Below are 23,713 nucleotides of genomic sequence, written 5' to 3'. Positions count from 1 at the left end.
AATATACGATACTTAGAGGTATATAAATTAAACATAAGCTATAAGTAACAAAAAATATGAAAATATACATCGGCCAATTGTCGTCAAAAATAAACAAAATCCCTTTTTTGCTGTTTGCAGTGTTCATGATGAATGCCGCTGCCTTGGCATTGCCGGCAAAAGTCAATCCGCTGGTAGGTGATGCCTCGGCAGCCTGTATCACAACTGCACCACCCACGACATACGGTCAGGTCAAACAGACGGTTAATGTTGCCACTGCCGGAACTTACCGGGTATGGAGCCGTATTAAGGCACCAAATACCACGGCAAATTCCTACTATTTCCAAGTTGATACTGGATGTTCGTACAATGTCGGTGATGCGACCAACATACCTGCCAACGCCTGGACGTGGGTTAATTATCAGGATGGCGCAGCAGCATCGACTATCAGCGTAACGCTGACGGCTGGCGCTCATACTCTGACGTACACTGGTAAAGAAGCTGATGTGCAGCTTGACCGAGTACTACTACTGAGTGACACGGCTTGTGTTCCGACTGGAACCGGTGACAACTGTGCCGTCAATGATGCTACGCCACCGACGACAGCTGTAACAGCGCCTGCCGCAGGAGCAACGGTTAGCGGAACAACGACGATAACTGCATCAGCAGCAGATGCTTCAGGCATTAGCAAAGTTGACTTCCTGGTTGACGGAGCTGTAAAGGGCACAGACACGACGTCCGCATATAGCTATGCTTGGGATACGACAACCGTTGCAAACGGTGCACACACTATACAAACTCGTGCTACTGACTCTGCCGGCAATACGACTACCAGTGCCAGCGTCTCAGTTACCGTCAATAACGTTGTCTCGCAACCAGACGTCATCATAACTTCGGTGACCGCGAATCCAGCAGCACCGATCGTTGGAAACCAAGTAGTGTATAGTGCAGTTGTAAAAAACCAAGGTACTGCTGCAACGCCGGCCGGAACAACCATAGGCGTAAACTTCAAAGTCGATGGTACCGTAGTGTCCTATAGTTCGACCTACACATCATCATTAGCACCGGGAGCGAGTGTCACTTTAACTGCAAATAATGGTCCAGCAGGAGTTAACTATTGGACCGCTACCTCTGGTGCACACACTATCCTGGCCATGGTCGATGACATTAACCGATTCCCAGAATCAAATGAAACGAACAATACACTGAGCATTCCGCTAACTGTCGGACAGCCAGCCGATACGACCGCACCATCAGTATCGATCACCGCACCAGCATCCGGAACCAGCGTTGTTGCCGGTGCAACAGTTAACGTGGCTGCTACCGCTACCGATAACGTGGGTGTAACAAAAGTTGAGTACTACGTCGATAATGTTCTCAAAAACACCGATACGACTGCACCATATGCTTATGGCTGGGCTACCACAGGAGTCGCCACTGGCGCTCATGCAATCACTGCCAAGGCCTATGATGCTGCAGGCAATACCAAAACATCAACAGCTGTTAGTGTCACTGTAACAAGTGCTTCGACAAACCTGCCTGGTGATGTCAACGGTGATAGCCGCATCAACGCGATCGACCTGTCAATGCTCATCTCCCGCGATGGACAAAACTATCCACCAGCTGACTTCAATAACGATGGCACGGTTGGCTCAGCTGACATGGCAATCCTACTCAGCAAGTGGACCTGGTAATACGAGGCGACACCATTGGCACTCTTGACGATTGAGTGCCAATGCGGTTATAATCTTCTTAAGATTGGACATATACTATGACCGAACGACAAGAATTATTATTAGCCGCCATCATAGAACAATACGCTGAAGTCGCTAGCCCAGTTGGCAGTAATCTGCTTGCCAAAGCATTTCATGTGTCTTCAGCAACAATCCGGGCTGAAATGGCCGAACTAGAGCGAGCCGGTTATATTGCACAGCCGCATACTAGCGCTGGCCGCGTGCCAACCGACAAAGGCTACCGGCTGTACGTTAACCGGCTAAATGACACTCCCGTCAACCCTGTGCATACACCGCACCGCGGCGAGCGAGCCTTAAGCGTTCGCGTACAGTCTGGCGGTATGCCCGAACAAACCATTCGCAGTGCTGTCGATACGCTCGTAGAGCTAACGCACAATCTCGGCATTGCAACCATCGGCAATCAGCTGTATATGAGCGGACTGTCGAACCTGTTCGGACAGCCGGAGTTTATCCAGGCCGGACAGGTCCAAGCCGTCGCCAGTCTGCTGGACAATCTTGAACCATGGCTGCGTGAGGCTGCACCCAATCAGCCGCTGAGCGTCTACATCGGCCGCGAGAACCCGATTGGCCGTACCGCTGGCTGTAGTTTGGTAATCAGCCGCTTCCGCAGTCCATTTAGCGACCGCAGTTATATCGGAACGCTCGGACCGACCAGGCAGAGTTATAAAGAAGTAATGAACCTTGTCCGGCACGCCGGCGAGGAATTGGAGGTGGCGCTATATGCCTAAAGACGACAAAAACAATCAGGATAGTCAGCTGAATACGCCGGACATACCGCAGGACAGTCAACCGGCCGATATAGCCGCCGAAGATACTATGCTTGCCATGCAGGCTCAAATCGATCAGCTAACCGAGGCATTGCAGCGGGAGCGTGCCGATGCCACTAATATCCGTCGCCGTCATGATGAGCAGATTGCTGGTATGCGCTCTCATACTAAAGCCAACGTGATCCGCGACTTGCTGCCCGTCATCGATAACTTTGAGCGGGCACTCAAACATGTACCTGCCGATCTCGCAGAAAATGATTACATCAAAGGCGTCCAGGGTGTAGTTAAACAATTTGAAACGACCTTGACCAAAATTGGGGTTGAGCGTATCAAAACGGTCGGTGAGCCATTTGATCCGATGTATCACGAAGCCGTCTCTATGGAAGAAGGCGACGGCACCCACGAAATCGTGAGCGACGAACTCCAAGCGGGGTACAAGATTGGCAGCGAAATTATTCGTCATGCCATGGTTAAAGTGCAAATGCAGTCATGAGTAGCAACGGAGCGGAGTTTCCGTTTCGTGACATTCCGGGCGACTGGGAAGACTTATCTGCTGAGGAAATGAGACAAATGGGATGGAAGCCAATGGAAGTTTGGAGTGAAGATGGCAAGGTTCTAGGCGTTGTATGGGGCAGTTCTCCCGAGGACGTTCCACTTCGCACCAATTTGCGAGCTATTGACCTGGAAGCTGATACTAATTAGCACTCTTGACACTTGAGTGCTAATTTTTTATGATAAAATAGTTTTAGCACTCTAACATACTACATGCTAATGGAAGGACAATAATGTCATCAAATAATTCTAAGGTATCTGCGTCAAAGTCGGCACAACCACTCTACAAGACAGAATGGAAAGTCCTCGTGCTTGTCTATGCTTTACTGGTATTGTTTGATCGATTCATATTTCCTAGCAGCTGGACCGAGGCTCTCGTAAAAACTGCAGTTATTATGGCGTTAGTATGGATCACGAGCTGGGCTATTTCAACAGTTAAGAATAATAAGAAGGAAAAGTAATTATGGGTAAAATTATCGGAATCGATCTCGGTACAACTAACTCAGCAATGGCCGTCATGCAGTCAGGTAAGCCAGAAATCATTGCGAACAGCGAAGGTGCCCGCACTACACCATCTGTCGTTGCCGTCAATAAAAACGGCGAACGTCTGGTTGGCCAAGTGGCTCGACGCCAGCAGGTTACTAACAGCAAAAACACCATTTATGAAGTTAAGCGTCTGATTGGCCGCAATTTTAACGACAAAGAAGTCCAGCGCGACCTAAAACTGATGGGTTACGAAATTATCAAAAGCGGCAACGGCGTCAAAGTCAAAATGGCCGACAAAGAATATAGCCCGGAAGAAGTCAGCGCCATGATCCTTGGCAAGTTGAAAGCTGATGCCGAGAGCTTTCTCGGTGCCCCAGTTACAGAAGCCGTCATCACCGTACCGGCTTACTTCGATGATTCCCAGCGGCAGGCGACCAAAGACGCTGGTAAGATTGCCGGTCTTGAGGTAAAGCGCATTATCAACGAACCGACCGCTGCAGCGCTGGCTTATGGTCTCGATAAAGCGGACAAAAAGGACGAAAAAATTGCCGTTTACGACCTCGGTGGCGGTACATTTGACGTCTCGATCCTGGAGCTTGGTGACGGCGTCTTCGAAGTTAAATCGACTAATGGTGATACTCACCTTGGTGGTGCCGATTTCGACCGCACGATCGTCAATTACTTCGTCGATGAGTTCAAGAAAGAACATGGCCTCGATATCAGTAACGACAAAGCGGCTATGCAGCGTCTTCGTGATGAAGCCGAAAAAGCCAAAATTGAGCTCTCTAGTTCTCAGGAAGTCAACATCAACCTGCCGTTCCTAACTGCCGATGCGGATGGTCCAAAGCACTTTGAGCACAATCTTACCCGTGCCAAGCTTGAGAGTTTGGTCGCAGATCTTATTAGCAAAACTGCCGACCCATGCACCAAAGCTCTCAAAGATGCCGGTCTCAAAGCCTCTGACATCGAAGCCGTTGTACTTGTCGGTGGTATGACCCGTATGCCGGCCGTTCAGGAACAAGTCAAGAAAATCTTTGGCAAAGACCCGATGAAGGGTGTTAACCCCGATGAGGTCGTCGCTGTCGGTGCCGCTATCCAGGGCGGCGTCCTGCAAGGTGACGTCAAAGACGTTTTGTTGCTCGACGTCACCCCGCTTTCCTTAGGTATTGAGACCATGGGCGGCGTCATGACGAAGCTCATCGAGCGCAACACTACTATCCCGACATCCAAGTCGGAAGTATTCAGTACCGCTGCCGACAGCCAGCCGCAAGTCGAAATCCATGTCGGTCAGGGTGAACGCGATATGATTGACGGCAATAAGAGTCTTGGCCGCTTTGTACTCCATGGCATTCCACCAGCTCCACGCGGCGTGCCGCAGATCGAAGTCACCTTCAATATTGATGCCAATGGCATTCTCCACGTCGCCGCCAAAGACAAGGGCAGCGGCAAAGAACAGAGCATTACCATTCAGGGTTCAGGCAATCTCGACAAGACTGAAGTCGAAAAAATGGCCAAAGAAGCCGAAGCACACGCCGAAGAGGACAAACAGCGCAAAGACGCTGTCGAAGCCCGCAACCTGCTCGACAGTGCCATTTACCAAGCTGAGAAGCTAAAGAACGACAACGGTGACAAACTGAGTGACGACGACAAGAAATCGCTCGATGAAGCCGTCGAAACGGCCCAAAAAACGGTAAAAGACGACAAGGCAACTAAGGAAGACCTGGAAAAGGCCGCCAAAGAGCTCAGTGACAAACTGATGCCGATTGGTGCAAAGATGTACGAGCAGGCTGCCAAAGACGCTCCAGCCGACGCTGAGGGGTCTGACACGGACGGCTCAACCGATAGCGAGTCAACCGCCAAGCGCACCGACACCAAAACTGATGATGCCGATGGACCAGTCGAAGGCGAAGTTGTCGACGAAAAGAAGTAGCATACTTCATAAGTCAGAAAATATAGTCGGCAGCGATTAGGAGCATGAAAGCCGCACCATTCGAAACCTTGACAACACGGGGTGTACATCGTACCATACGAAATACACCCCGTGTTGGTCCTTGGACCTCAGCGGGGCTTTTTAATACAGAATGTTGATACAATAGTAACTGCGGCCATACTAACAGACGAAACGAGATACTAAATGAAACTTTTCATCGACGGCGAAAACTTGCGGCATAGGCTGGTCTCTGTGCTGCATCAGGAACACCTCATTGGCGACCGCGATGATTTATTTAGTGTCGATATCCGACAGCTTGTCCAAAATGCACTCGGCGAAGTCCCGGAGAGTATTACTTACTACACAACCCGCATCAAACAGCCAAAATTCACTATCCCTGAAATGTTGGAACGAAAAATTACTTCGATTCAGGAATCACATCGCCGCTGGATAGCTATGCTGACCAATCAAGGTGTTGCCGTTATCAAGGCAGGCAATTTGAAAGTCAAAGAAAGCAACGCCTGCTACCACTGCGGCCGCCGTACCATGGTGCTACAGGAAAAGGGCGTCGACGTCCGGCTAGCCTCGGAAATCGTCATGGCAGCCGTGCACGATAACATTCAGGATATCGTTGTTCTCAGCAGTGATGCTGATATGATTCCAGCGTTGAACATCGCCCGGCGCGGCGGCGCTCATATTACGTATGTGTGTTTTGAGGAAGAGCAAAATGATGCGCTCATTAAAGTAACAGACCGTACACTGACATATACCCGGCAGCAAATTATCAATGCCTTTCACCCTGGTAGCGCCAAGTCGCACCAGACTATGTTTCCAAAACTGCATGCGCCGAGTGACAAAAAATGGCAGGATCCGGAAGATGTCAGTGATGATAAAGAAGTAGGACAGGAATAAGCAATGGCAACCAAACGAGATTATTACGAAATATTGGGCGTCAGTAAGGATGCGAGTGCCGACGAAATAAAAAAAGCCTTCCGCCGGGCTGCAATTGAACACCACCCCGATCGTGGTGGTGACGAAGCCAAGTTCAAAGAAATTAGTGAAGCTTATGAAATTCTTAAAGAACCGTCTAAGCGTCAGCGTTATGACCAGTTCGGCCATGCTGGCGTCGGCGGCAATGGTGGCGGTAATCCTTATGGCGGCTTTGGCGGCCAGGCCGGCCAAGGTGCAAACTTTGACTTCGGAGATCTCGGTCTCGGCGATATCTTTAGCAGTTTCTTTGGCGGTAGCGGCCAGTCCGGCCGTCGTCAGTCAGCGCGCGGCCGCGACGTTGAAACACAGGTTGACATCGGCTTTGAACAGGCCGTGTTCGGCACTGAAGTTGAGCTAAATCTAAATCTCGAAGATACCTGCGAGCATTGCAAGGGAACAACGGTCGAGCCGGGTCATGATCTGAAAACGTGCGACCAATGTGGTGGCTCCGGTCAGATTGTCAATATGACACGCACTATTTTCGGTAATATCCAGCAGGCAAGTATCTGTCCAAAGTGTAGCGGGCGCGGCAAAGTCCCTGAAAAGGTCTGTACCGTGTGCCGGGGCAAGGGTACGCAGGCCAAAAAGCAAGTTGTCAAAATGAAGATTCCAGCTGGAATCGACGATGGTGCAACGGTGCGCCTGCGCGAACACGGCGAAGCGATTGCTAACGGGCCAAAAGGCGATTTGTACGTCAATATCCGCGTTAAGCCTCACAAACGCTTCACACGCGAAGGCGAGCTGATACTGAGCGATGAGCACATCGATATGGTCGAGGCGGCACTCGGTACTGAGATCGAAGTTGAGACAGTTGACGGTCCAATTCGTATGAAAGTACCGGCTGGCACACAAAGCGGCAGCGACTTCAAGCTATCCGGACACGGCGTTCCACGCCTGCGCGGCGGCCGGCCGGTAGCCGACCAGTCACGTGGTGCCCACATCGTCACCATCGTCGTCGACATACCAACGAAGCTATCGAAGCGTCAGCAGGAACTACTGCAATCATTCAGAACCGAGAGTACGCCAAAGCGGAAATTCTGGAACTAGCGCAATCTAACGACCGCGATTGCCTGATTGTTTGTCTGTATACATTGCTTCATCTGCAGCACGTAGCGCATCCTCTAACGGCATGTCAGGCCCCATGACCACTGCACCGACGGATAGATCAAAATTAACCTTTAACAGGTCAGAATCTTGCTCCCGTAGAATACGACCGATATTTCGCGCTCTACCGACAATAGCACCTAGGCGTTGCTCGGGTGTCAAATCAGGGTCACGCCTACCTTCAAGCAGTGAAGCAAGCAGATACTCATCACCGTGAGGATGACCTGGTATGGAGGTAGTATCGATGATTGCTTCTAAATCGGTAGCCCGTAATTGGCTGCCAAATATTTTAAGGGTCTCATCACCCTTGGCATGACCGAGTGTATCATTTAAAGCTTTGAATCCTGACAGATCCATAGCAATGATACCAAGCGGGGTATACGGGTTTTGTTTACGCATTTCATTTACGCCAAGCTCAAAACCTAAAGCATTTGGTAGACCCGAAATTTCATGATGCGTTGCAGTGTGCTTCCATTTTTCCATCTCGGCCTTAGCAGCAGCTAATTCTCTTTTGGAATCTAGGCGTTCTCCAATGCCTTGCGCTAATCTCTGATTCATATCGAATCCTTCACGCGGTACCTGACGGCTCCCAGGATGGCGTTGTTCGTCACGGTCACGAGGTTGTCGAGGATATTCTGGTGTAGTCATAACGCTATTATACACGAAAAAACATAAAATGCAATCATGCTCATGCTTGTCTGTACAATACTACGGCCAACTGGCATAATTAATGTAATGAAAAAGCTTTCGTCTAACCAGCGCGGCTTCATTCCGATGATGCTTTGTATACTCGCCGTAACGGCGTTTCTCATATTTTTGGTATATTCTCGCGTAGCTACCGGCGCATGATCCTAGTTGAAAATAATAAAAAATAGTGTATAATGTATATTTATGTATGAACGACATGGCCTTATAGTTGCCGAAACGTTACCTCCCACAACCGAACATGTCATTCATGGTTACAACAATGCCGGTGTATTGCAGGCTTTTGAGAGCTTTGATGTATCTGGAGACATGCCTGGGATGCGTGATGCAAGCGAATTTCGAGATAGTCAGAAAAGTGCGTTTTTGCAAGGTACTGTTCGTAATCCAGTCCTCAACAACTGTCCGAATTTTGAACTACAGCGGTCTAATCGCCGTGAAATGCGGCGCGTTGCAACAAGTCTGAAGTTCGTACAAGAACAACGTCGAGATGAGGGCGTTGTTGCGTCTGCTGAAGACGGATTGCTTGACAGTATGATAGCTTCGCGCGTCCGAGAACTTGATTTTGTTGAGACAGCTGCAACGATTGCGGCAAATATACTGTCACCTGAACGGCGCGCCGGACAAGCAGAAGCACTCAAATCAACCGCCAGGGAAATATACGGCATGCCGGACATTAACCGTGCCCTGACTTTGATCGATCGCAGGCTGCAAAAAGCCAGAAACATTGTGGCTGATGAGTCGCATCCTATGCACGATATAGCTGAGCAATTGATTGCATCCATAACGCTACCCGAATTCGCTACATCTGAGGCTACAATGAGCGAGGAAATGGTAAGCCATTATAGAACCCTTATTCGGACCATGTGCCAAAAAGCGATTGAATATTCACTTGAAGAAGTAAATGGCAAAGATATTCTCGAAACGACTGAAAGCGCAGACGTGTTTAATCGCTATTTGCAGATACAGGGATATGCTGAAGATGGCTGGAAGGCTATCCTGGTACCAAATCGATCGTCGTGTGCTGCCAAAATGACCGATACTGTCATCGAAATCGGCGAGAAGCGGACTGCGGGTATGAGAAAGCAAAACAAAGTTATTGAATCTGAGATCCACGAAGCAGAAGTGCACGCCGGCAGACAGGCCAAAGGCAAAAAACTCGGCGCTGGCCTAGCAGAATTTGGGCTTTTGCATTATGGATCGTTTGAAGAGCCATTTGCCGCAACGGTAGCCTCAATGTATCATGGTAAGCCAAAATCAGCCGGAGAGCCGTTTACGATCGCCATAGCTTTAGCCGCCGGATACGACGCACATCCTGAACGCGACTTTAGAGATTGTTACGAAATACTCTGGCGGCTTAGCGCTGTCAATCAATATACACAGGATAAATCGTATGATATGCAAGTTGAATCGGCTCAAACGTCTGCATATTCAAATCTGGTACGGATATGGCGCGGTATGCCAACCGATGTTCCTGGCTGTGTATTTCCCAAAGACCGAGTATACGATAACACCGAAGTCATTGAATACTTACAAAACAATGGTCAACCGCTTCCAGAAAAGCATTTTTTGCGCTTATTTGCTGCAAAGTACAATCCCTTGCAGCCAGGACAAGATCAATATATTCAAAAACTTATGGATAGCAAAACTACCTAATTGCGACTCGAACATGCTGTTTGATGTAGGCGAAGTCTGCTTCAAACGTGGATCTGTCTGAGTTGCCGATAATAACGACTGCAGTCGCTTTGTAACCGTGACTAGTACGCCCGACGGCCTTGCCGGATTCTGCTTTGATGCTGAAGTGACGTAAGCTCGGCAGCTGATTTAAGCTCTGTTCGTTAATAATGTGATCGAACATGCCTTCGGCTTCGGGAAACAGCTCTATTACAGCAATCGGATCGGTACGGCTGCCCAAAGTAGGATTGGGCTGTTCGCCGAGCGCGAGATCGATCATGATCTTATTCAAGTCAATGTGACTTGAATACTCATACATTCGCGTACGATAGCCACCGATGCGAGCACCGATTTCTATCAGTTTTGGACCGTCTGACGTCAGCATCAACTCGATATGCACCATTGTGCTCGTCAGGCCGAGCGCCAACATGCCTTGCCTGGAAACCTCAAGAATTTCGGAAATTTGCTGCTGGCTGAGTATGCTTGGCAGCTGGCGGCTATAAATATAATTTTCATGGAATCCGACGTCCTGTCCCGTGACACAGTCCACTACTTGTTCGAATAAATGTGGGTTACCATCGGCATCGGCGTAACCTGCAACCGTGTGCATGCTGCCTATCAGGCATTCCTCGATGATTATCTCAGGAGGAGTCATAGTATATAATTTGTCGTGTAAACCGGCCAATTGCCTGACCATTTCATTATAGTTACGCTGTAATTCGTCGAGAGAATTGTTTTTGGTGATAAAAAGGCTTTTCATAAGGTTGGTCGGTTTGAGCATGACCGGGAAATGGTGGGATGACATGAATGAGTCTATATCATTCCAATCAGTTACCTTTTTATAATCTGGACCAATAGCTGGGTTATATTCAATAAATTTTTGCCGCATGATTGCCTTATCTGTAGTTGCTGCCGCTACTTCCTGACTGAGACCTGGTACATGAAAATGCTCGGACAATATAGCTGCCGGCAACACGTAATTTTCATAACCGGCCACGAGTATGCCCGAGACGTCTATATCTAGCGCATCAGCCGATGCCAGTAGTGATTCTGGCGACGAAAAATCAACTGGGGCCACCCGTGTCTCAGCCAGAGCACGGTGCTGAGGTGCATTTTTATTTATGAGCACGCCAAACGAAATCTCACGGTCATGTAAGTATGTCCGAATATCTGCGAAAGCGTGACCGACAATCCATAGCATACTCTGGTTATACCAGAGCAAACTGAAAACACAAGTGCAGTTCGCACAGTACTAACTATGTTACTATTGAAAATAAACTATCAAAATGTTATAATAATTGTAATGATGACCTCTGCTTTAAAGCCAAGAAAAAGCTATTCTCCGTACCACTTGCTGTCGCGAGAGCTTGTCGCACGGGGGTATACAATACAAATGCTACCCTTGTCTAGTACCTACATGCAGGTCACGGCCCCAAATGGCAAAAAATGGTTAAGCCGCTGGGCAGCAATGTCTTATCCCTTTGTGTCGGTAGCTGCCAAGAAAATCAGCATCAATAAAACTCTGGGTTATGAGTTCGCGGCACACTATGGCGTCAGTATACCGCGCACCATATATCTACCTGGCGACAATGATAAAATGGCAGATTTTCTAACCGCAAATGCGCCGATTATTGCAAAACCAGCTGACGGATCCGGCTCGCACGGATTAACGCTTGGTATCAAAAATACTGAAGACCTCCATAAAGCGATTGATTACGCGCATGAATATTCCGGTAAGGTAATTTTACAGCGCCAATTCATAGGCCAGGAAGTGCGAATAACTATAGCTGATGGTGAAGTTGTCTCAGTTATCTGGCGTCAACCTCCCCGCGTTATTGGTAACGGCCATTCGACGATAGCGCAGCTAATAGAGCAAGAAAATGACGCCCGGCGCGGATTACAATTCGAACAAATACCGTATCCGCCGCTAAGCAGTGCGATTATACCCGCAGACTTCATGACGTCAAACAGTATTCCGGGAGCGGGCGAAGTCGTTGAGCTAAGCAAAAATTCACTGACAAGCGGTGGTGCGTCGCTCTATGATATTTCTGATGAAATACATGAGAGTTATTTGAAAACAGCCGTAAAGCTGGCCCGCGAACTTAATCCAGCTTTTCTAGTTGTCGATTTGATGATAGAAAATTTTGAAGCTCCTCAAACTGATGATAATTATGTATTTATGGAGTTCAATACCGCGCCAGCACTAAGGCTGTATTTTGGGATGCGCGGCGGTAAAATTGTCGACATGCCTGCAAAAATAGTAGATATGCTCGATGTATGGAGCCGGCACAAATGACACGAGCGCTGATTTTGTTTACACAAGAAAGCATTGATATGGGACAGGCTCATCCTGCTCGCCTGCAGTCCTTGCTAGAGTCGAATGCTTCACAACCAATTACCGTCGACATGGCAGTTTATGACGATTTGTCGTATGTGCTTCATGCTTCCGAACAGTCAATTACGGTCCACTCGACAGGCAAGACCATTGATGACTACGATGTTGTCTATTTACGGCGCATCAAGGAAAGTACCGCGCAGGCCATCGCGGTTGGAAAATACTGCAGAGGACGCGGCATAGCAGTGATTGACGAGGAAATTGCCACCCGTCCCGGATCAATGGGCAAGCTGACGCAGTATATGGAATTTGCGCTCGCTGGTTTACCGTTTCCAGCAACGATCTATGCATCGTCACATGACATACTACTCAAGGCAATCGACACCGAAACGGTCGAATATCCTGTAATTATGAAATCGGTCAGCGGCAGTAGGGGTAGTGATAATTATTTGGTTCAATCTCGGACTGATCTAGAATCTACCTTGTTGCAACATCCTAAAGTACACTTCGTAGTGCAGAGTTTTGTTCCAAACTCTGCAGATTATCGAGTGTGGATATGTGGCGATACAATCGGTCCAATATTGTATCGCTCCAGGCTGTCGGGCCATCTGAATAATACTTCCCAGGGCAGCCCAGCCCAGCTGATTGACAGTGCTGCATTGCCGCAACATGTGTTGGAAGAATGTATCAGGGCGGCGGCGCTATTGAAACGCGACGTGGCCGGGGTAGATGTTGTATTTGAAAATGATGACATAACTGGTAAGTATTATTTTTTTGAAGTGAACCGTGCGCCGCAAATTGAAGGAACTATGTTTGAAAATGAGAAGGCGGCGGCGCTGGCAGATTACATGATACAGAAAGCAGAGGAGTAGAACAGATGCCAGAAATCGACAATATAATTGTGGGATGCTTTGAACCAGTTGATTTACCTGATCTTGGGGTTAAATCCGAGATAGCAAAGATCGATACTGGTGCATATTCAGGTGCGCTTCATTGTACGGATATCAAAATTATACGGCGCGGGATTGTACGTAAGCGAATCCTGAAGTTTACACCATTGGGACAGTCATCACTCGCAACTGAAACCGACGTGTTTGTTCAAACGCATGTACGTAGCGCAACTGGCCATCGCATCAAGCGATATATTGTTGATACGACAATCGTAATTCATGGTATAAAGTACCCTATACGTATTGGACTAGCCGACAGGTCAGATTTGAAGCGTTCTGTCCTTATAGGAAGAAGATTTTTAAGAGAAAATAATTTACTTGTTGATGTGCGATTCAATGAAGAACTTGACGACGAAGGAGACAATACGCGATGAGAATAGCAATACTATCCAAAGGATCGCTGAATTATACGACCAAACGCCTTCGTGAAGTCGCCGAGGCTCGTGGCCACGAAGTGGTTGTCGTAAATTACGCTAAATGCTACATGACCATGGAGCGCAATAAGCCGGTGATTTATTATAAAGGTGAGATCCTAGCGAAATTTGACGCCATCATCCCTCGTATAGCGCAGAGCTATACCAAATACGGTACCGCAGTTGTACGCCAGTTTGAAATGCAAGGAAGTTTCACGACTGCCAGCTCAATCGCGATTAACAGGTCACGTGACAAGCTACGCTCGTATCAGATTATGGCCCGCAATGATGTTGGCATCCCGAAGACTGTTTTCGCCCGCGAAACAGCGAACCTGGATGAGGTTGTTGAGCTAGCTGGTGGTGCACCGGTTATTATCAAAGTCGCCCGCGGCACGCATGGCAATGGAGTAGTGCTGGCTGAAACCCGCAAGGCTGCCAAGGCGGTTATGCAGGCCTTCTATGTCGAAGGTGTGAACTTTATGGTGCAGGAATTCGTGGCCGAATCTGCCGGTACTGACATCCGGGCGCTTGTTGTCGGTGGCCGCGTTATCGCCAGCATCGAACGCCAAAGCCTCGATGACGATTTCCGCTCCAATACGCACCAAGGCGGCATCGGCAAGGCCGTCAAGCTAACTGCCGAAGAGGAAAAGATGGCCATTCGTGCCGCCAAGGCCATGGGCCTGCCTGTCTGCGGCGTCGATATGATGCGATCCAAGGACGGACCTAAAGTGCTAGAAGTCAATTCATCGGCTAGTATTATGACGCCCGAAAAAGTGACAGGCCGAGACGTGGCAACAAAAATTATCGAATATATCGAGCACACTGCTAAGAGCAAGCCGAAGAAAGATAAAGTCGGCGCTTAGCGCAGCTTATAGCGCTGATTCGACACACCTGTCAGAATGACAATATGAATGACAAGCTGAAATCGCAGAAACTATTCGTCGCAGGATCGATAGTCGTAATTCTTGCAGTAGTCATATTGTTGCTATCTCTCTATTTCAATAAATCTGGCACCGATAGAGTGCTGATTCTTGGTAAAGATACCTCATCGATAACCACCTATACGCTTGAAACGGTTACCACTGCCGATCAGCAGAGTCAGGGTCTGAGTGACCGGTCGTCGCTCGGCGCCCAGTCTGGCATGTTGTTCAGTTATGATCAAACCGCGGAGCGCTGTATGTGGATGAAGGATATGCGCTTCAACATCGATATTATTTGGCTTGACGACCATCAGAAGATTACGCAGATTGAAGCTAATCTTAGTCCGTCGTCGTACCCCAAAGTTTTCTGCGCCAATGGCCGGTATGTTATAGAGCTGCCGTCTGGTAGCGCCGCGAAGCATCAGCTCAAAGTCGGACAATCAGTCAATCTCTAGCTTGGTGTGCATACACCGGCTGCCGTCTGCACAACGCTTATGGTATAGTAAGCAATGATGGACGCGACGATTATCCTTATTGCGCTATTGGCTGCGCCAGTATTATTGCTCATGGTGCTCCGCGTTAATGCTGCACAGGTATTCTTGAGCCTGTGCCTGGGAGCGGTACTTGTGCAGTTTGTCGGTCCGGATGCGGCAACAATTGTCGCGAGTACGTCAGCCCGGCAACCAGGCATGCTGGCAGGTCAATCATATGTAAATCTGTTCCTACTGCTGTTGCCGGTCGTTCTGACGACGATATTTATGATCAAGTCCGTCAAAGGCAAAGCCAGGCTGGCATACAATTTTCTGCCAGCAGTTGGCGTCGGGGTACTAGTAGCATTGCTCGCAGTACCGCTAATGTCATATGGACTGACAGCTTCAATCGTTCAGCTTGAACTATGGCGTAAACTCGAAAGTCTACAAACGCTTATTATTAGTGTCAATGCTTTGCTGACATTACTGTATCTCTGGATGCAACGGCCAAAGCCAGTGCACGATGACAAATAGTAGCCAATAAATCTAGCAAAAAAGACTAAGAGGCTTTTTTATTGTAGAGATACAGTGAGATCGGGATTGCGATAGCCAGTAAGCCAACGCACCAGGCAACGGCTATCCAGGCGTGATTGCCGACAGGTGTGCCAATCATGTATGCGCGAACAGCTTCAATGATGTGGGTGATTGGCTGGTTCTCGGCAAAGGCTTTGAGGTACTTGTTCATGCCCTCAGTCTGCACAAAAGCGCTGCTTGCGAAGGTTAACGGAAATACAATAATAAATGATAGCCATTGTACGGCTTCAACACTCTTGGCTTTGATGCCAACGATGACTGCCAGCCACGAAAACGTCAGCGTAAATAGAGCTAGTATACCAATAATTGCCAGCCATTCCGCGACGGTCGCTTGGCTTCGAAATCCCATAACTATTCCCGCAAGAATAATGACTGCCGTCGAGATACCATTACGGAACAAATCAGAAATTACATGACCGTTCAGGACTGCGATGTTGCTCATTGGCAATGATTTGAATCTGTCCATTATGCCTTTTTGCAAATCATTACTGACAGCGATTGCGGTCGTCGTCGAGCCGAAGGCAAGTGTCTGGACAATGATACCGGCCATCAGGAAATTAAGATACGGAATGCCTGCTGGCAGTGATTTCGAAATCGCGCCGCCAAAAACGGCTGAGAACAATACTAGAAACATAATTGGCTGAAAGAAAGTACCGAGTAACTGATCAGTATTGCGTATGATATGCGTGCTGCTGCGCTTGACCATGAGCAGGGAATCGCTGATGCTCTGCAGCATTTTCGATTTATTTGAATATTCTAATTGTGCGCTCATAGAACTTCCTTTTCGTCGCTATCACTTTGTTTGCCAGTAAGAGATAAAAATACGTCGTCAAGCGTCGGTTTGTGCACGGACAGCGACTCGAACGGAATGGACTTCAGTGACAGCTTGTCGAGAACGTCCTTGATATCCTGGCTGGTATTGCTGATCGGCAGTGAAAGCGTGTTTTGTTTGTGGTTAACATCGACTAGATCTTTGCCAAGCTCTGCCGTAGCGGCATTCAGTGCTTTGGCGTTTGGAAAGACAAGCTCCAAACGGTCTTTACCGACTTTGCTCTTGAGGTCGTTAGCCGTACCTTCGGCAATGACTTTGCCGCCGTCAATGACAATGATCTTATCGGCCAACTGATCGGCTTCTTCGAGGTATTGTGTCGTCAGAAGTATAGTGGTACCAGTCGACATCAGTTTTTTGATGATTTCCCACATGGCGATTCTGGAACGCGGATCAAGCCCGGTCGTTGGTTCGTCAAGAAAAATAATTGGCGGCACGGCAATAAGGCTAACTGCCAGATCAAGCCGGCGGCGCATACCGCCCGAGTATGTCTTTACCTGCCGGTCGGCTGCATCAACCAGGTCAAAGTCTTCAAGCAGTTCGCTGGCACGGGCAACAGCGCTGTTCTTAGTAAGGCGATACAATCGCCCCATCATGATCAGGTTTTCGCGGCCAGTCAGCAGTTCGTCGACCGACGCGGATTGGCCGGTCAGGCCGATAACTTGGCGGATTTTGTCTGCCTCGCGGGTGAGATCGTGACCTTCGATAGTTACCGTGCCACCGTCTTGCTCCAGCAGTGTGCTCAGGATACGAACAGTCGTGGTTTTACCAGCGCCATTTGGGCCAAGCAGCGCCAGCATCGTGCCTGGCTCGACCTCAAAACTAACGCCGCGCAGCACGTTGTTGGTGCCATAGGATTTTGTGAGGTTTTTGACTTGTATTGCTGGAGTTTTGCTTGACATAGTGAAGGTGTTTAAGTAGTTAGAGATAATTATACACCAGATATGCCCGCAGACGCATATCTGTCACAAATCTCATCCTATCTAAAATGCGTAGAAGTCTCAGCTGTATTAAGGAAGGAGAGCTTTAAATGTCGACCACTCCGGATCATGCTGCATTACAAACTGGAGCTGATGCGTACCTTGCTGTGTTTCGATTTCGTTGACTCGGGCTTCATATTCTTCCGGTTTCCATTGTTTGGCATAAAACACAAATTCTCGCATGCCATCTGTAGTGATTATTGCTACTAGCACCGCATCAGTTAATGTATCGCAAAGCGTATCCTCGATTGCATTGAGGTCATTGAACTCATTTTCTCGTGGCAATCCATTTGAGGTTTGATTATGTAACGGTACTGCCACCCCGATTTGATAGGGGTATTCAGGATGGCCTACCGCATCTTTTAAAGATGCTTGTACTCTCACAAACATTGGTTTTCCCTCATTGGTATCTTGAATCATTACCCAGTTCTCCGGGTATTCATTGAGTGGCTGGAACTTTTTTGATTTTCCGAACATGCGGACAGTGTAGCATAGAAGGAAATGGGCAGGGTAATCGATATCTAGGTTACACGAGAGGGACGATGCGGGGTAAATGGGACAGTGCTCGCCTGTAGCCATGCTCGGTATACATACCTTGGTGTGGCTTTTACTTTGGAGGAGCATGTGGTATCTATTGCAATGAAACTACATCAAATTTTAGAGCCGGAACTGTCCACATGTCGAATACGTCAAAATTATCGGTCGATTATTTATTGTTAATTTTCAAAATAATTCTTCTCTAATGAGATAGCCACAATGTATTTATTGGTCTGAGTTACTTCTGCAAAAGCCGACTTTACGTCTATAAAGTTTTTTTGCTCGTATGTAGGGAATCCTTTACCAATGCCGTCTTGAGCAGATTCTAGCCAAAATATATCCTCGCTGTCTCTTTCGCTGTATGCAATATCCATAGTAATGCCACTCTTTGCATATCCGTAAATCACAGTCGGCATATTAGACACTAGATAGGACTGGTCGTAATATTCCTCAATATAGTATGTTAGCTGGTTTCGGTCGCCATTCGATATCTGCCAATTAAGCGCGAAAAGTTTTCGCTCAAGATCTAACATCTCTTGGCGAAAGTCGCCATTGAATCCGTAGTATTTTGTAACTCGATAATCACAGCGATGTGCGTACCCATCTTTTACTTTCCAGTTATTCTGCCCTTCATAACACTGATCATAGGTAGCATTTTTATACTCTTTAAAACCCGTGGATTGCTGCAATTGATTGTATGCTGCTTCAATATCACTTTGTGCTGTAGTTCGTTTCGCTGAGATGCCTGAGCTTCTAGGATTGGGGGCAGACTTCATATCACTAATCATGCCGCCGATGCCGCCGGAGAAGCTAATAACTATAAATAAATATCCTAAAAGAGGAATAGCAATAATAATCAAAGAAACTATAATTAATATCTTTTTCAATTTTCTATTATTTTTAGGAGGTTTATTTTGCTCAGGGTTCATAGCTAGATAATAACAAAAAAAGAGCAATTTACTTTTGTTTAAGCACAAACTTATTAGTGGGCCCAGGAGGACAATGCACGGCTGAAGCCATGCTCGAAGCATTCTTCGCTGCATCTGCGCGTTGCTTTTGCCGACCGAACTCACGACTTGCATCTTTGCTAGGGCAAATCTGCGTTGCAGGTTCTAGCTCATCGTACATTCTAGCAATTAAAAAACGCCAGACCAGCTGACGTTCTTTAATTGGAGGGTCCAGTGGGACTCGAACCCACGACACCCTGCTTAAAAGGCAGGTGCTCTAACCGGCTGAGCTATGGACCCTTATGTGGAATTAGCGCTTATTAGCGCAAATAACTCCTTACATTATCCGTATTTTGGGGCAAAAGTCAATCTATGAAGCCGGATCGTGTGTAATAGCGTGCTACCAAAGTACTTATGTCTTATAATGTGTGGAGATGAAGCGCTTCGCGAAACTGTCAGATCAATCCGGGTTCGGTATTGTAGAATTTATATTGGCGCTGGCTATCTTTCCGATTATTGTCGCAGGTCTTGTCAGCGGTTATGACGCAGTGCGCAAATCGTACACAATTGCTAAGGAATTAAACGAGATGTATGCGGTGCTGAGCGCCTGTCCGGAGATTGATCGAGCGCTAGAGTACGACTCGGTGAGCAGTGCAACCAACTGCTATCCGAACAACACTTTTAAGGCAGAAGGTGGCGGCAGTCGCATCATCAGCTATTCGCCAAATCTGACTGTGACATCGACGCCTACATTGGCAGCATCCGACCCGCTGCGTGATGTGCCCGACTCAAAGGTCATAAACATAACGGTTGGCTATCAGCACAGTACGGCTTCGCCGCTTGAACTACGCATGTTGATTACTCGAAATGGGATAGGGCAGCAATGAGACTGCTGATTTGTGTCAACTGGCTGAGGCGGCTGGACCAACGGGGCGTCACAATGGTTGAATTAATTGTTGTTATGGTCATGACGCTGATATTTACCGGTATTATCAGTAACTTTATGATTGGTTACTGGCGGTATAGCGCGTTGCTCGAAGCAGATCTTACCACTCTCTCGACACGGCTTAACGCTGGCGACTTTATACGCGAAAACATTGCCACGTCAACTGGTCTCGTTTCGCAAAATAGTATCCCCGACAACAATCCGGGCCTAGCCGACAGTACGATTAGTTCTGGCCTATTTTGGCAACCGATACATGCTATCCCCGGTAATAAGCCTATTGGCGGCAACGGGGTAAAGACGCCGTTGGTATACTATCGCCGGCCGAGCCTGGACGCATCAAAAGCTTTTATTATGAACGGTACGCAGCCGTACGAAGATGAGTTTATCTATTATTTGGATGGATCAACTAAGTCACTGATGCAGCGAACCCTGGCGAATCCGAACGCCGTCGGCAACAGAGTCAAAACAAGCTGTCCGCCGAGCTCGGCGACTGCTAGTTGTCCGGCTGACAAAACGATTGCGACTGATCTGGCCTCTATTGATATGCGCTATTTTTCCCGCGCTGGTAACCTTATCAATTACACATCAATTGTCGACAGCACAACAGGGAATTATATCGGACCGGATTTTACGGCGGTCGAAGTCGTAGAGTTTAATATCAATTTAACTAAAAAGCCGTTTTTGCAGCAAACCAATGCGACGCAGAACAGCACGATTATTCGGGTGGCACTTCGCAATGCATAAACAATACAGGTTGCCGCGTGCTTCACAAGGTGGCTCAATAATCATCTCAATGCTTATTGTGGCTGTCTTCCTAACGACAATCGTTCTCGCCCTAATCGTCCTGGCGAATGCAAATCTGTCGCGCGCCAAAGGCAGAATCTATCTGCTGCAATCACAGTATGCAGCTGAATCCGGCGCTGACTCGGCAATCGCAAAGCTGAATGCTGATTCTACTGGAAGTTACAGCGGTACGGGTGGAACGGAGATCACGATACTAAACAACGCAAAGTACCGGTCGACCTACAGTACGACAGTCACGGCCGGCTCGACATTGAACGAACGGATTATTACGGCTGTTGGCAAAGTGTACCGGCCAAAAACAGCCACGGCGGCGGCATATACGCGCAAAATTGAAATTACTGCGCAGCGGACTTCTAGCTCGGTTGCAGTGGCAGGAATGCTCAGTCGGAACATTATCGAAGTGGCCAGTAGCGTCAAAGACATATACGCCCGTGATTTGTACGTAAACGGCTATTTCAAGATGAACAAAAACACGACCAACCTCCATGCAGAAACAATCACTGTTGCCGGCAAGGATACCGGAGCGTCCAACTGCTCGATCGGTGGCACTGGTAATCTCGTCAAGCCAACCTCGTTTTCGACGCCCGGCCAAACCAAAACCAAAATTATCACGGCCTACAATAACTGTATTAGTCCGCCCGGCAACAGCAGCAACGCTAATTTTGACGTATTGACCAATCAAACAACACTCGGCAAGATTCAATCCACCTACATTCCGTGGTCGCAGTATATGGACAGCTCGTATCAAAATTCTTCATCTGGCTGCGCCGACTGGACGACCGGGGCATTTCCGCGGACGATACCGTCAGCTGGCCGTGCCAAGCAAACGCATTATCCTGATTCAGCTAGTAATGTCAGTACGTCATGTGGCGTATCCGGCGATTTGAACCTTGGCACCGGCCAGTATAACATCACAGATAATGTCCATATTCGAGCCAATCTGTGTGCTAGCAGTAACTGCTCGCCAACCTTCAACAATCCTACCTCGACGCCGCGCTATATATTTATCGAAGGCACAGCGTTCTTCAACGGTATTGCCACGGCCAGCGGCAGCGGTCCTATCGTCCTGGTCACATACGGCGCCGACCCCGCATCGAAGACCAGTATTTGTCCGCTCGGTGGATCGATGTTCCTAAACGGCAACGTCAGCGCACCAAACATTTACATGTTGGCCATCAACGGACTGTGTTTCGACAAGGCAAAGTTTAATAGCAATCCAAGCTTTGGCGGCATGTCTGGCAAGAATATCTACATTTCGACGAACTCTGGCAGCCCGTTCGATCCATCGTTGAACACGACATTTCCGTTCGATGCGGTGCCGATTGATTTGTCCTGGCATGCTGCGCGCTACCGCCGTTTGTAACCGCAAGCAATTGTAAATCTGAATTCTAAAATCTCTACCTTGAGTGGCAACCTGCGGGGCGGCCCCAAAATTGTTTCATCTTAAATGAAAATTTTAGGGGCGGACAGGTTGACGAGGCTCATGGATAGGTTTTAGAATTCAGATTTACAATTGTAGCGTGCTCATGCTTGCTTCCGTTCGTTTAGCTGTCTAGTATCTAGGAATGAAACGGCTTCTCAGCCACCGGTTTAGGCGGACGACACTAGCGGCAGTGTTTTGTGCAGCGCTGCTCGGCGGCATCGGGCTGGCGAGGGGCATGAGCTTTGATTATTCATTGATTGTGCTTAGCCTGTGTCTGCTGCTGGCGTGCGTTCGCAGACAGGGCTTAGCCGCACTCCTGGCAGTTGCGCTGCTCGGTGTCAGCGTCGGCGGACTGCGTGGCACGGTATACATGCAGAGACTGGCTCAATATGACACCGTCTATAATCAAAAAGTTGTGCTAATCGGTACGGCTGTCGATGACGCTGGTTATGGCCGGCAATCGCAGCTATCATTCGATCTGACCGACGCCCGCGTCGAAGGCAAGGGCGAACCGCTGGTTGGCCGGATTGGTGTCAGCGGATTTGGTACGAACGTCATATTCCGCGGAGACACGGTACGCGTCGAAGGCAAGCTGCGTCCAGCCGACAAGGGTGCCCGGCAAGGCTACATGAGTTATGCGACGTTGCAGCAAGTTTCGTCGCATATGACGCCAATTGATACTTTTCGCCGGAAGTTTGCTGCCGGCATGCAGTCAGCATTACCCGAACCGGCAGCGTCATTCGCAATGGGTATATTGATTGGCCAGCGGGCAACATTACCAGAATCTGTCTATGATGATCTTGTGACGGTCGGCCTCGTGCACATCATTGCAGTCTCAGGCTATAATCTGACTATTATTCTGCGGGCCTGCATGCGGCTACTGGGTGATCGGTCAAAGTATCAAACATTTGCAGTTGCCATCACGCTGATTGCGGTGTTTTTGTTGATTACTGGCGCCAGCGCATCAATCGTGCGGGCCTCAATTGTCAGTGCGCTGAGCCTGGCGGCTTGGTACTACGGCCGCACATTTAAGCCAATATTACTCATATTGCTTGCCGCCGCTATTACCAGCTATGCCAGCCCGCTGTATCCATGGTGTGACATTGGATGGTATCTGTCCTTTTTGGCGTTTTACGGTGTGCTGATCATATCGCCCCAGGTGCATCACCGTTTCCTGACAGGCCGTTTCAAAAATTCTGTGCTAATAGGAATAGGCCTAGAGAGCTTGGCTGCCGAAGTCGCGACTTTGCCGCTCGTGCTATATATATTCGGGCAATTGTCAGCCATCAGCTTGGTTGCGAATGTTGCAGTCGCGGCCTTTGTGCCGATAGCGATGCTGCTGTCACTTGTTGCCGGGCTGGCTGGTATGTTGATTACGCCATTTGTCGGCTGGTTCGCCTGGCCGGCAACGATGGTGCTGACCTACATGCTCGATGCGGCGCATATTCTAGCCAGCATCCCCTACGTTTTTAAGGAAAATGTCTACATAACGCTGACCGGCATGGTTGCTATGTATGTCATACTCATCGCCATGAACTGGCTGCTGCACTCGCGGCTGAAGCGAAATCCTGCTATAATAACAGCATTACGAGATGAAAATACGCTGCTGAGGGCAACGTATAAATAG

The 23,713-nt window shown here is 48.4% G+C and carries 25 protein-coding genes and 1 tRNA gene; 19 read left to right on the top strand and 7 right to left on the bottom strand.

Annotation, left to right across the window (positions count from 1 at the left end):
* Window positions 1-56 precede the first annotated feature (56 nt).
* From VF575_04295 to dnaJ, 8 genes are all read left to right on the top strand, one after another.
* A complete protein-coding gene (locus tag VF575_04295) occupies window positions 57-1,673 on the top strand; it encodes an Ig-like domain-containing protein (protein ID HEX8182792.1) in 1,617 nt (538 codons plus the stop codon).
* 77 nt (window positions 1,674-1,750) lie between these two features.
* The gene (locus VF575_04290) at window positions 1,751-2,461 is read left to right on the top strand and encodes a transcriptional regulator (protein ID HEX8182791.1); all 711 of its coding nucleotides are present in this window, start codon (window positions 1,751-1,753) and stop codon (window positions 2,459-2,461) included.
* On the top strand, window positions 2,454-2,993 hold the full coding sequence (locus VF575_04285; GenBank protein HEX8182790.1) for a nucleotide exchange factor GrpE: 540 nt from the start codon (window positions 2,454-2,456) through the stop codon (window positions 2,991-2,993). Before VF575_04290 ends, VF575_04285 begins: the two co-directional genes overlap by 8 nt.
* Window positions 2,990-3,202 (top strand): hypothetical protein, encoded by a 213-nt coding sequence (locus tag VF575_04280; GenBank protein HEX8182789.1) that lies wholly within the window; start codon window positions 2,990-2,992, stop codon window positions 3,200-3,202. The genes VF575_04285 and VF575_04280 overlap by 4 nt, the downstream gene beginning before the upstream one ends.
* 83 nt (window positions 3,203-3,285) lie before the next feature.
* Complete coding sequence (locus tag VF575_04275) at window positions 3,286-3,513, top strand: hypothetical protein (GenBank protein HEX8182788.1); 228 nt, start codon at window positions 3,286-3,288, stop codon at window positions 3,511-3,513.
* A 2-nt stretch (window positions 3,514-3,515) separates the two neighbouring features.
* A complete protein-coding gene (dnaK, locus tag VF575_04270; GenBank protein HEX8182787.1) occupies window positions 3,516-5,468 on the top strand; it encodes a molecular chaperone DnaK in 1,953 nt (650 codons plus the stop codon).
* 204 nt (window positions 5,469-5,672) lie between these two features.
* Window positions 5,673-6,380 (top strand): NYN domain-containing protein, encoded by a 708-nt coding sequence (locus VF575_04265; GenBank protein ID HEX8182786.1) that lies wholly within the window; start codon window positions 5,673-5,675, stop codon window positions 6,378-6,380.
* A gap of 3 nt (window positions 6,381-6,383) precedes the next feature.
* Complete coding sequence (gene dnaJ, locus VF575_04260; GenBank protein ID HEX8182785.1) at window positions 6,384-7,505, top strand: molecular chaperone DnaJ; 1,122 nt, start codon at window positions 6,384-6,386, stop codon at window positions 7,503-7,505.
* Window positions 7,506-7,511: 6 nt separating this feature from the next.
* Here dnaJ and VF575_04255 read toward each other — a convergent pair whose 3' ends face one another.
* A complete protein-coding gene (locus VF575_04255; GenBank protein ID HEX8182784.1) occupies window positions 7,512-8,210 on the bottom strand; it encodes a GGDEF domain-containing protein in 699 nt (232 codons plus the stop codon).
* A 243-nt stretch (window positions 8,211-8,453) separates the two neighbouring features.
* Here VF575_04255 and VF575_04250 point away from each other — a divergent pair, with 243 nt between their 5' ends.
* A complete protein-coding gene (locus VF575_04250) occupies window positions 8,454-9,920 on the top strand; it encodes a hypothetical protein (protein HEX8182783.1) in 1,467 nt (488 codons plus the stop codon).
* Here VF575_04250 and VF575_04245 read toward each other — a convergent pair.
* Window positions 9,913-11,139 (bottom strand): ATP-grasp domain-containing protein, encoded by a 1,227-nt coding sequence (locus VF575_04245; protein HEX8182782.1) that lies wholly within the window; start codon window positions 11,137-11,139, stop codon window positions 9,913-9,915. The two genes, VF575_04250 and VF575_04245, sit on opposite strands and share 8 nt — an antisense overlap.
* A gap of 192 nt (window positions 11,140-11,331) precedes the next feature.
* Between VF575_04245 and VF575_04240 the strand changes: the two genes are divergently transcribed.
* From VF575_04240 to VF575_04215, 6 genes are read left to right on the top strand one after another with little or no spacing between them, the layout of a single operon-like run.
* On the top strand, window positions 11,332-12,234 hold the full coding sequence (locus VF575_04240; GenBank protein HEX8182781.1) for a hypothetical protein: 903 nt from the start codon (window positions 11,332-11,334) through the stop codon (window positions 12,232-12,234).
* The gene (locus VF575_04235; GenBank protein ID HEX8182780.1) at window positions 12,216-13,145 is read left to right on the top strand and encodes a hypothetical protein; all 930 of its coding nucleotides are present in this window, start codon (window positions 12,216-12,218) and stop codon (window positions 13,143-13,145) included. The genes VF575_04240 and VF575_04235 overlap by 19 nt, the downstream gene beginning before the upstream one ends.
* A 5-nt stretch (window positions 13,146-13,150) precedes the next feature.
* Window positions 13,151-13,597 (top strand): RimK/LysX family protein, encoded by a 447-nt coding sequence (locus VF575_04230; protein ID HEX8182779.1) that lies wholly within the window; start codon window positions 13,151-13,153, stop codon window positions 13,595-13,597.
* Window positions 13,594-14,499 carry a RimK family alpha-L-glutamate ligase gene (locus VF575_04225; GenBank protein ID HEX8182778.1) on the top strand — a complete coding sequence of 302 codons (906 nt, stop codon included), beginning with the start codon at window positions 13,594-13,596 and terminating at the stop codon, window positions 14,497-14,499. The genes VF575_04230 and VF575_04225 overlap by 4 nt, the downstream gene beginning before the upstream one ends.
* Window positions 14,500-14,543: 44 nt before the next feature.
* On the top strand, window positions 14,544-15,011 hold the full coding sequence (locus VF575_04220) for a DUF192 domain-containing protein (GenBank protein ID HEX8182777.1): 468 nt from the start codon (window positions 14,544-14,546) through the stop codon (window positions 15,009-15,011).
* A 54-nt stretch (window positions 15,012-15,065) separates the two neighbouring features.
* Window positions 15,066-15,560, top strand: coding sequence for a hypothetical protein (locus VF575_04215; GenBank protein HEX8182776.1), 495 nt, complete (start codon window positions 15,066-15,068; stop codon window positions 15,558-15,560).
* A gap of 25 nt (window positions 15,561-15,585) precedes the next feature.
* Here the strand turns inward: VF575_04215 and VF575_04210 are convergent, their stop codons facing one another.
* The 5 genes from VF575_04210 to VF575_04190 form a co-directional block, all read right to left on the bottom strand.
* Complete coding sequence (locus VF575_04210; GenBank protein HEX8182775.1) at window positions 15,586-16,392, bottom strand: ABC transporter permease; 807 nt, start codon at window positions 16,390-16,392, stop codon at window positions 15,586-15,588.
* On the bottom strand, window positions 16,389-17,351 hold the full coding sequence (locus VF575_04205; protein ID HEX8182774.1) for an ATP-binding cassette domain-containing protein: 963 nt from the start codon (window positions 17,349-17,351) through the stop codon (window positions 16,389-16,391). Before VF575_04205 ends, VF575_04210 begins: the two co-directional genes overlap by 4 nt.
* A gap of 108 nt (window positions 17,352-17,459) precedes the next feature.
* Window positions 17,460-17,906, bottom strand: a complete 447-nt coding sequence (locus tag VF575_04200) for a DUF695 domain-containing protein (GenBank protein HEX8182773.1) — start codon at window positions 17,904-17,906, stop codon at window positions 17,460-17,462.
* Between the two features lie 239 nt (window positions 17,907-18,145).
* Window positions 18,146-18,895, bottom strand: coding sequence for a hypothetical protein (locus VF575_04195; GenBank protein HEX8182772.1), 750 nt, complete (start codon window positions 18,893-18,895; stop codon window positions 18,146-18,148).
* Between the two features lie 241 nt (window positions 18,896-19,136).
* A tRNA-Lys gene (locus VF575_04190) sits at window positions 19,137-19,213 on the bottom strand.
* A gap of 134 nt (window positions 19,214-19,347) precedes the next feature.
* On the opposite strand from VF575_04190, the gene VF575_04185 reads away from it, so the two are divergent.
* The 4 genes from VF575_04185 (at window position 19,348) to VF575_04170 (ending at window position 23,713) form a co-directional block, all read left to right on the top strand.
* A complete protein-coding gene (locus tag VF575_04185) occupies window positions 19,348-19,800 on the top strand; it encodes a hypothetical protein (GenBank protein HEX8182771.1) in 453 nt (150 codons plus the stop codon).
* A gap of 53 nt (window positions 19,801-19,853) precedes the next feature.
* Window positions 19,854-20,603: a hypothetical protein gene (locus tag VF575_04180; GenBank protein ID HEX8182770.1), complete on the top strand. Its 750-nt coding sequence runs from the start codon at window positions 19,854-19,856 to the stop codon at window positions 20,601-20,603.
* On the top strand, window positions 20,596-22,026 hold the full coding sequence (locus VF575_04175) for a hypothetical protein (protein HEX8182769.1): 1,431 nt from the start codon (window positions 20,596-20,598) through the stop codon (window positions 22,024-22,026). The genes VF575_04180 and VF575_04175 overlap by 8 nt, the downstream gene beginning before the upstream one ends.
* Before the next feature lie 202 nt (window positions 22,027-22,228).
* Window positions 22,229-23,713 carry a ComEC/Rec2 family competence protein gene (locus tag VF575_04170; protein ID HEX8182768.1) on the top strand — a complete coding sequence of 495 codons (1,485 nt, stop codon included), beginning with the start codon at window positions 22,229-22,231 and terminating at the stop codon, window positions 23,711-23,713.

This window comes from Candidatus Saccharimonadales bacterium (assembly GCA_036388415.1).
GTDB lineage: Bacteria > Patescibacteriota > Saccharimonadia > Saccharimonadales > UBA4665 > UBA4665.
The sequence above is the reverse complement of the archived record's forward strand: the minus strand, read 5'-3'. Positions and strand labels throughout refer to the sequence as shown.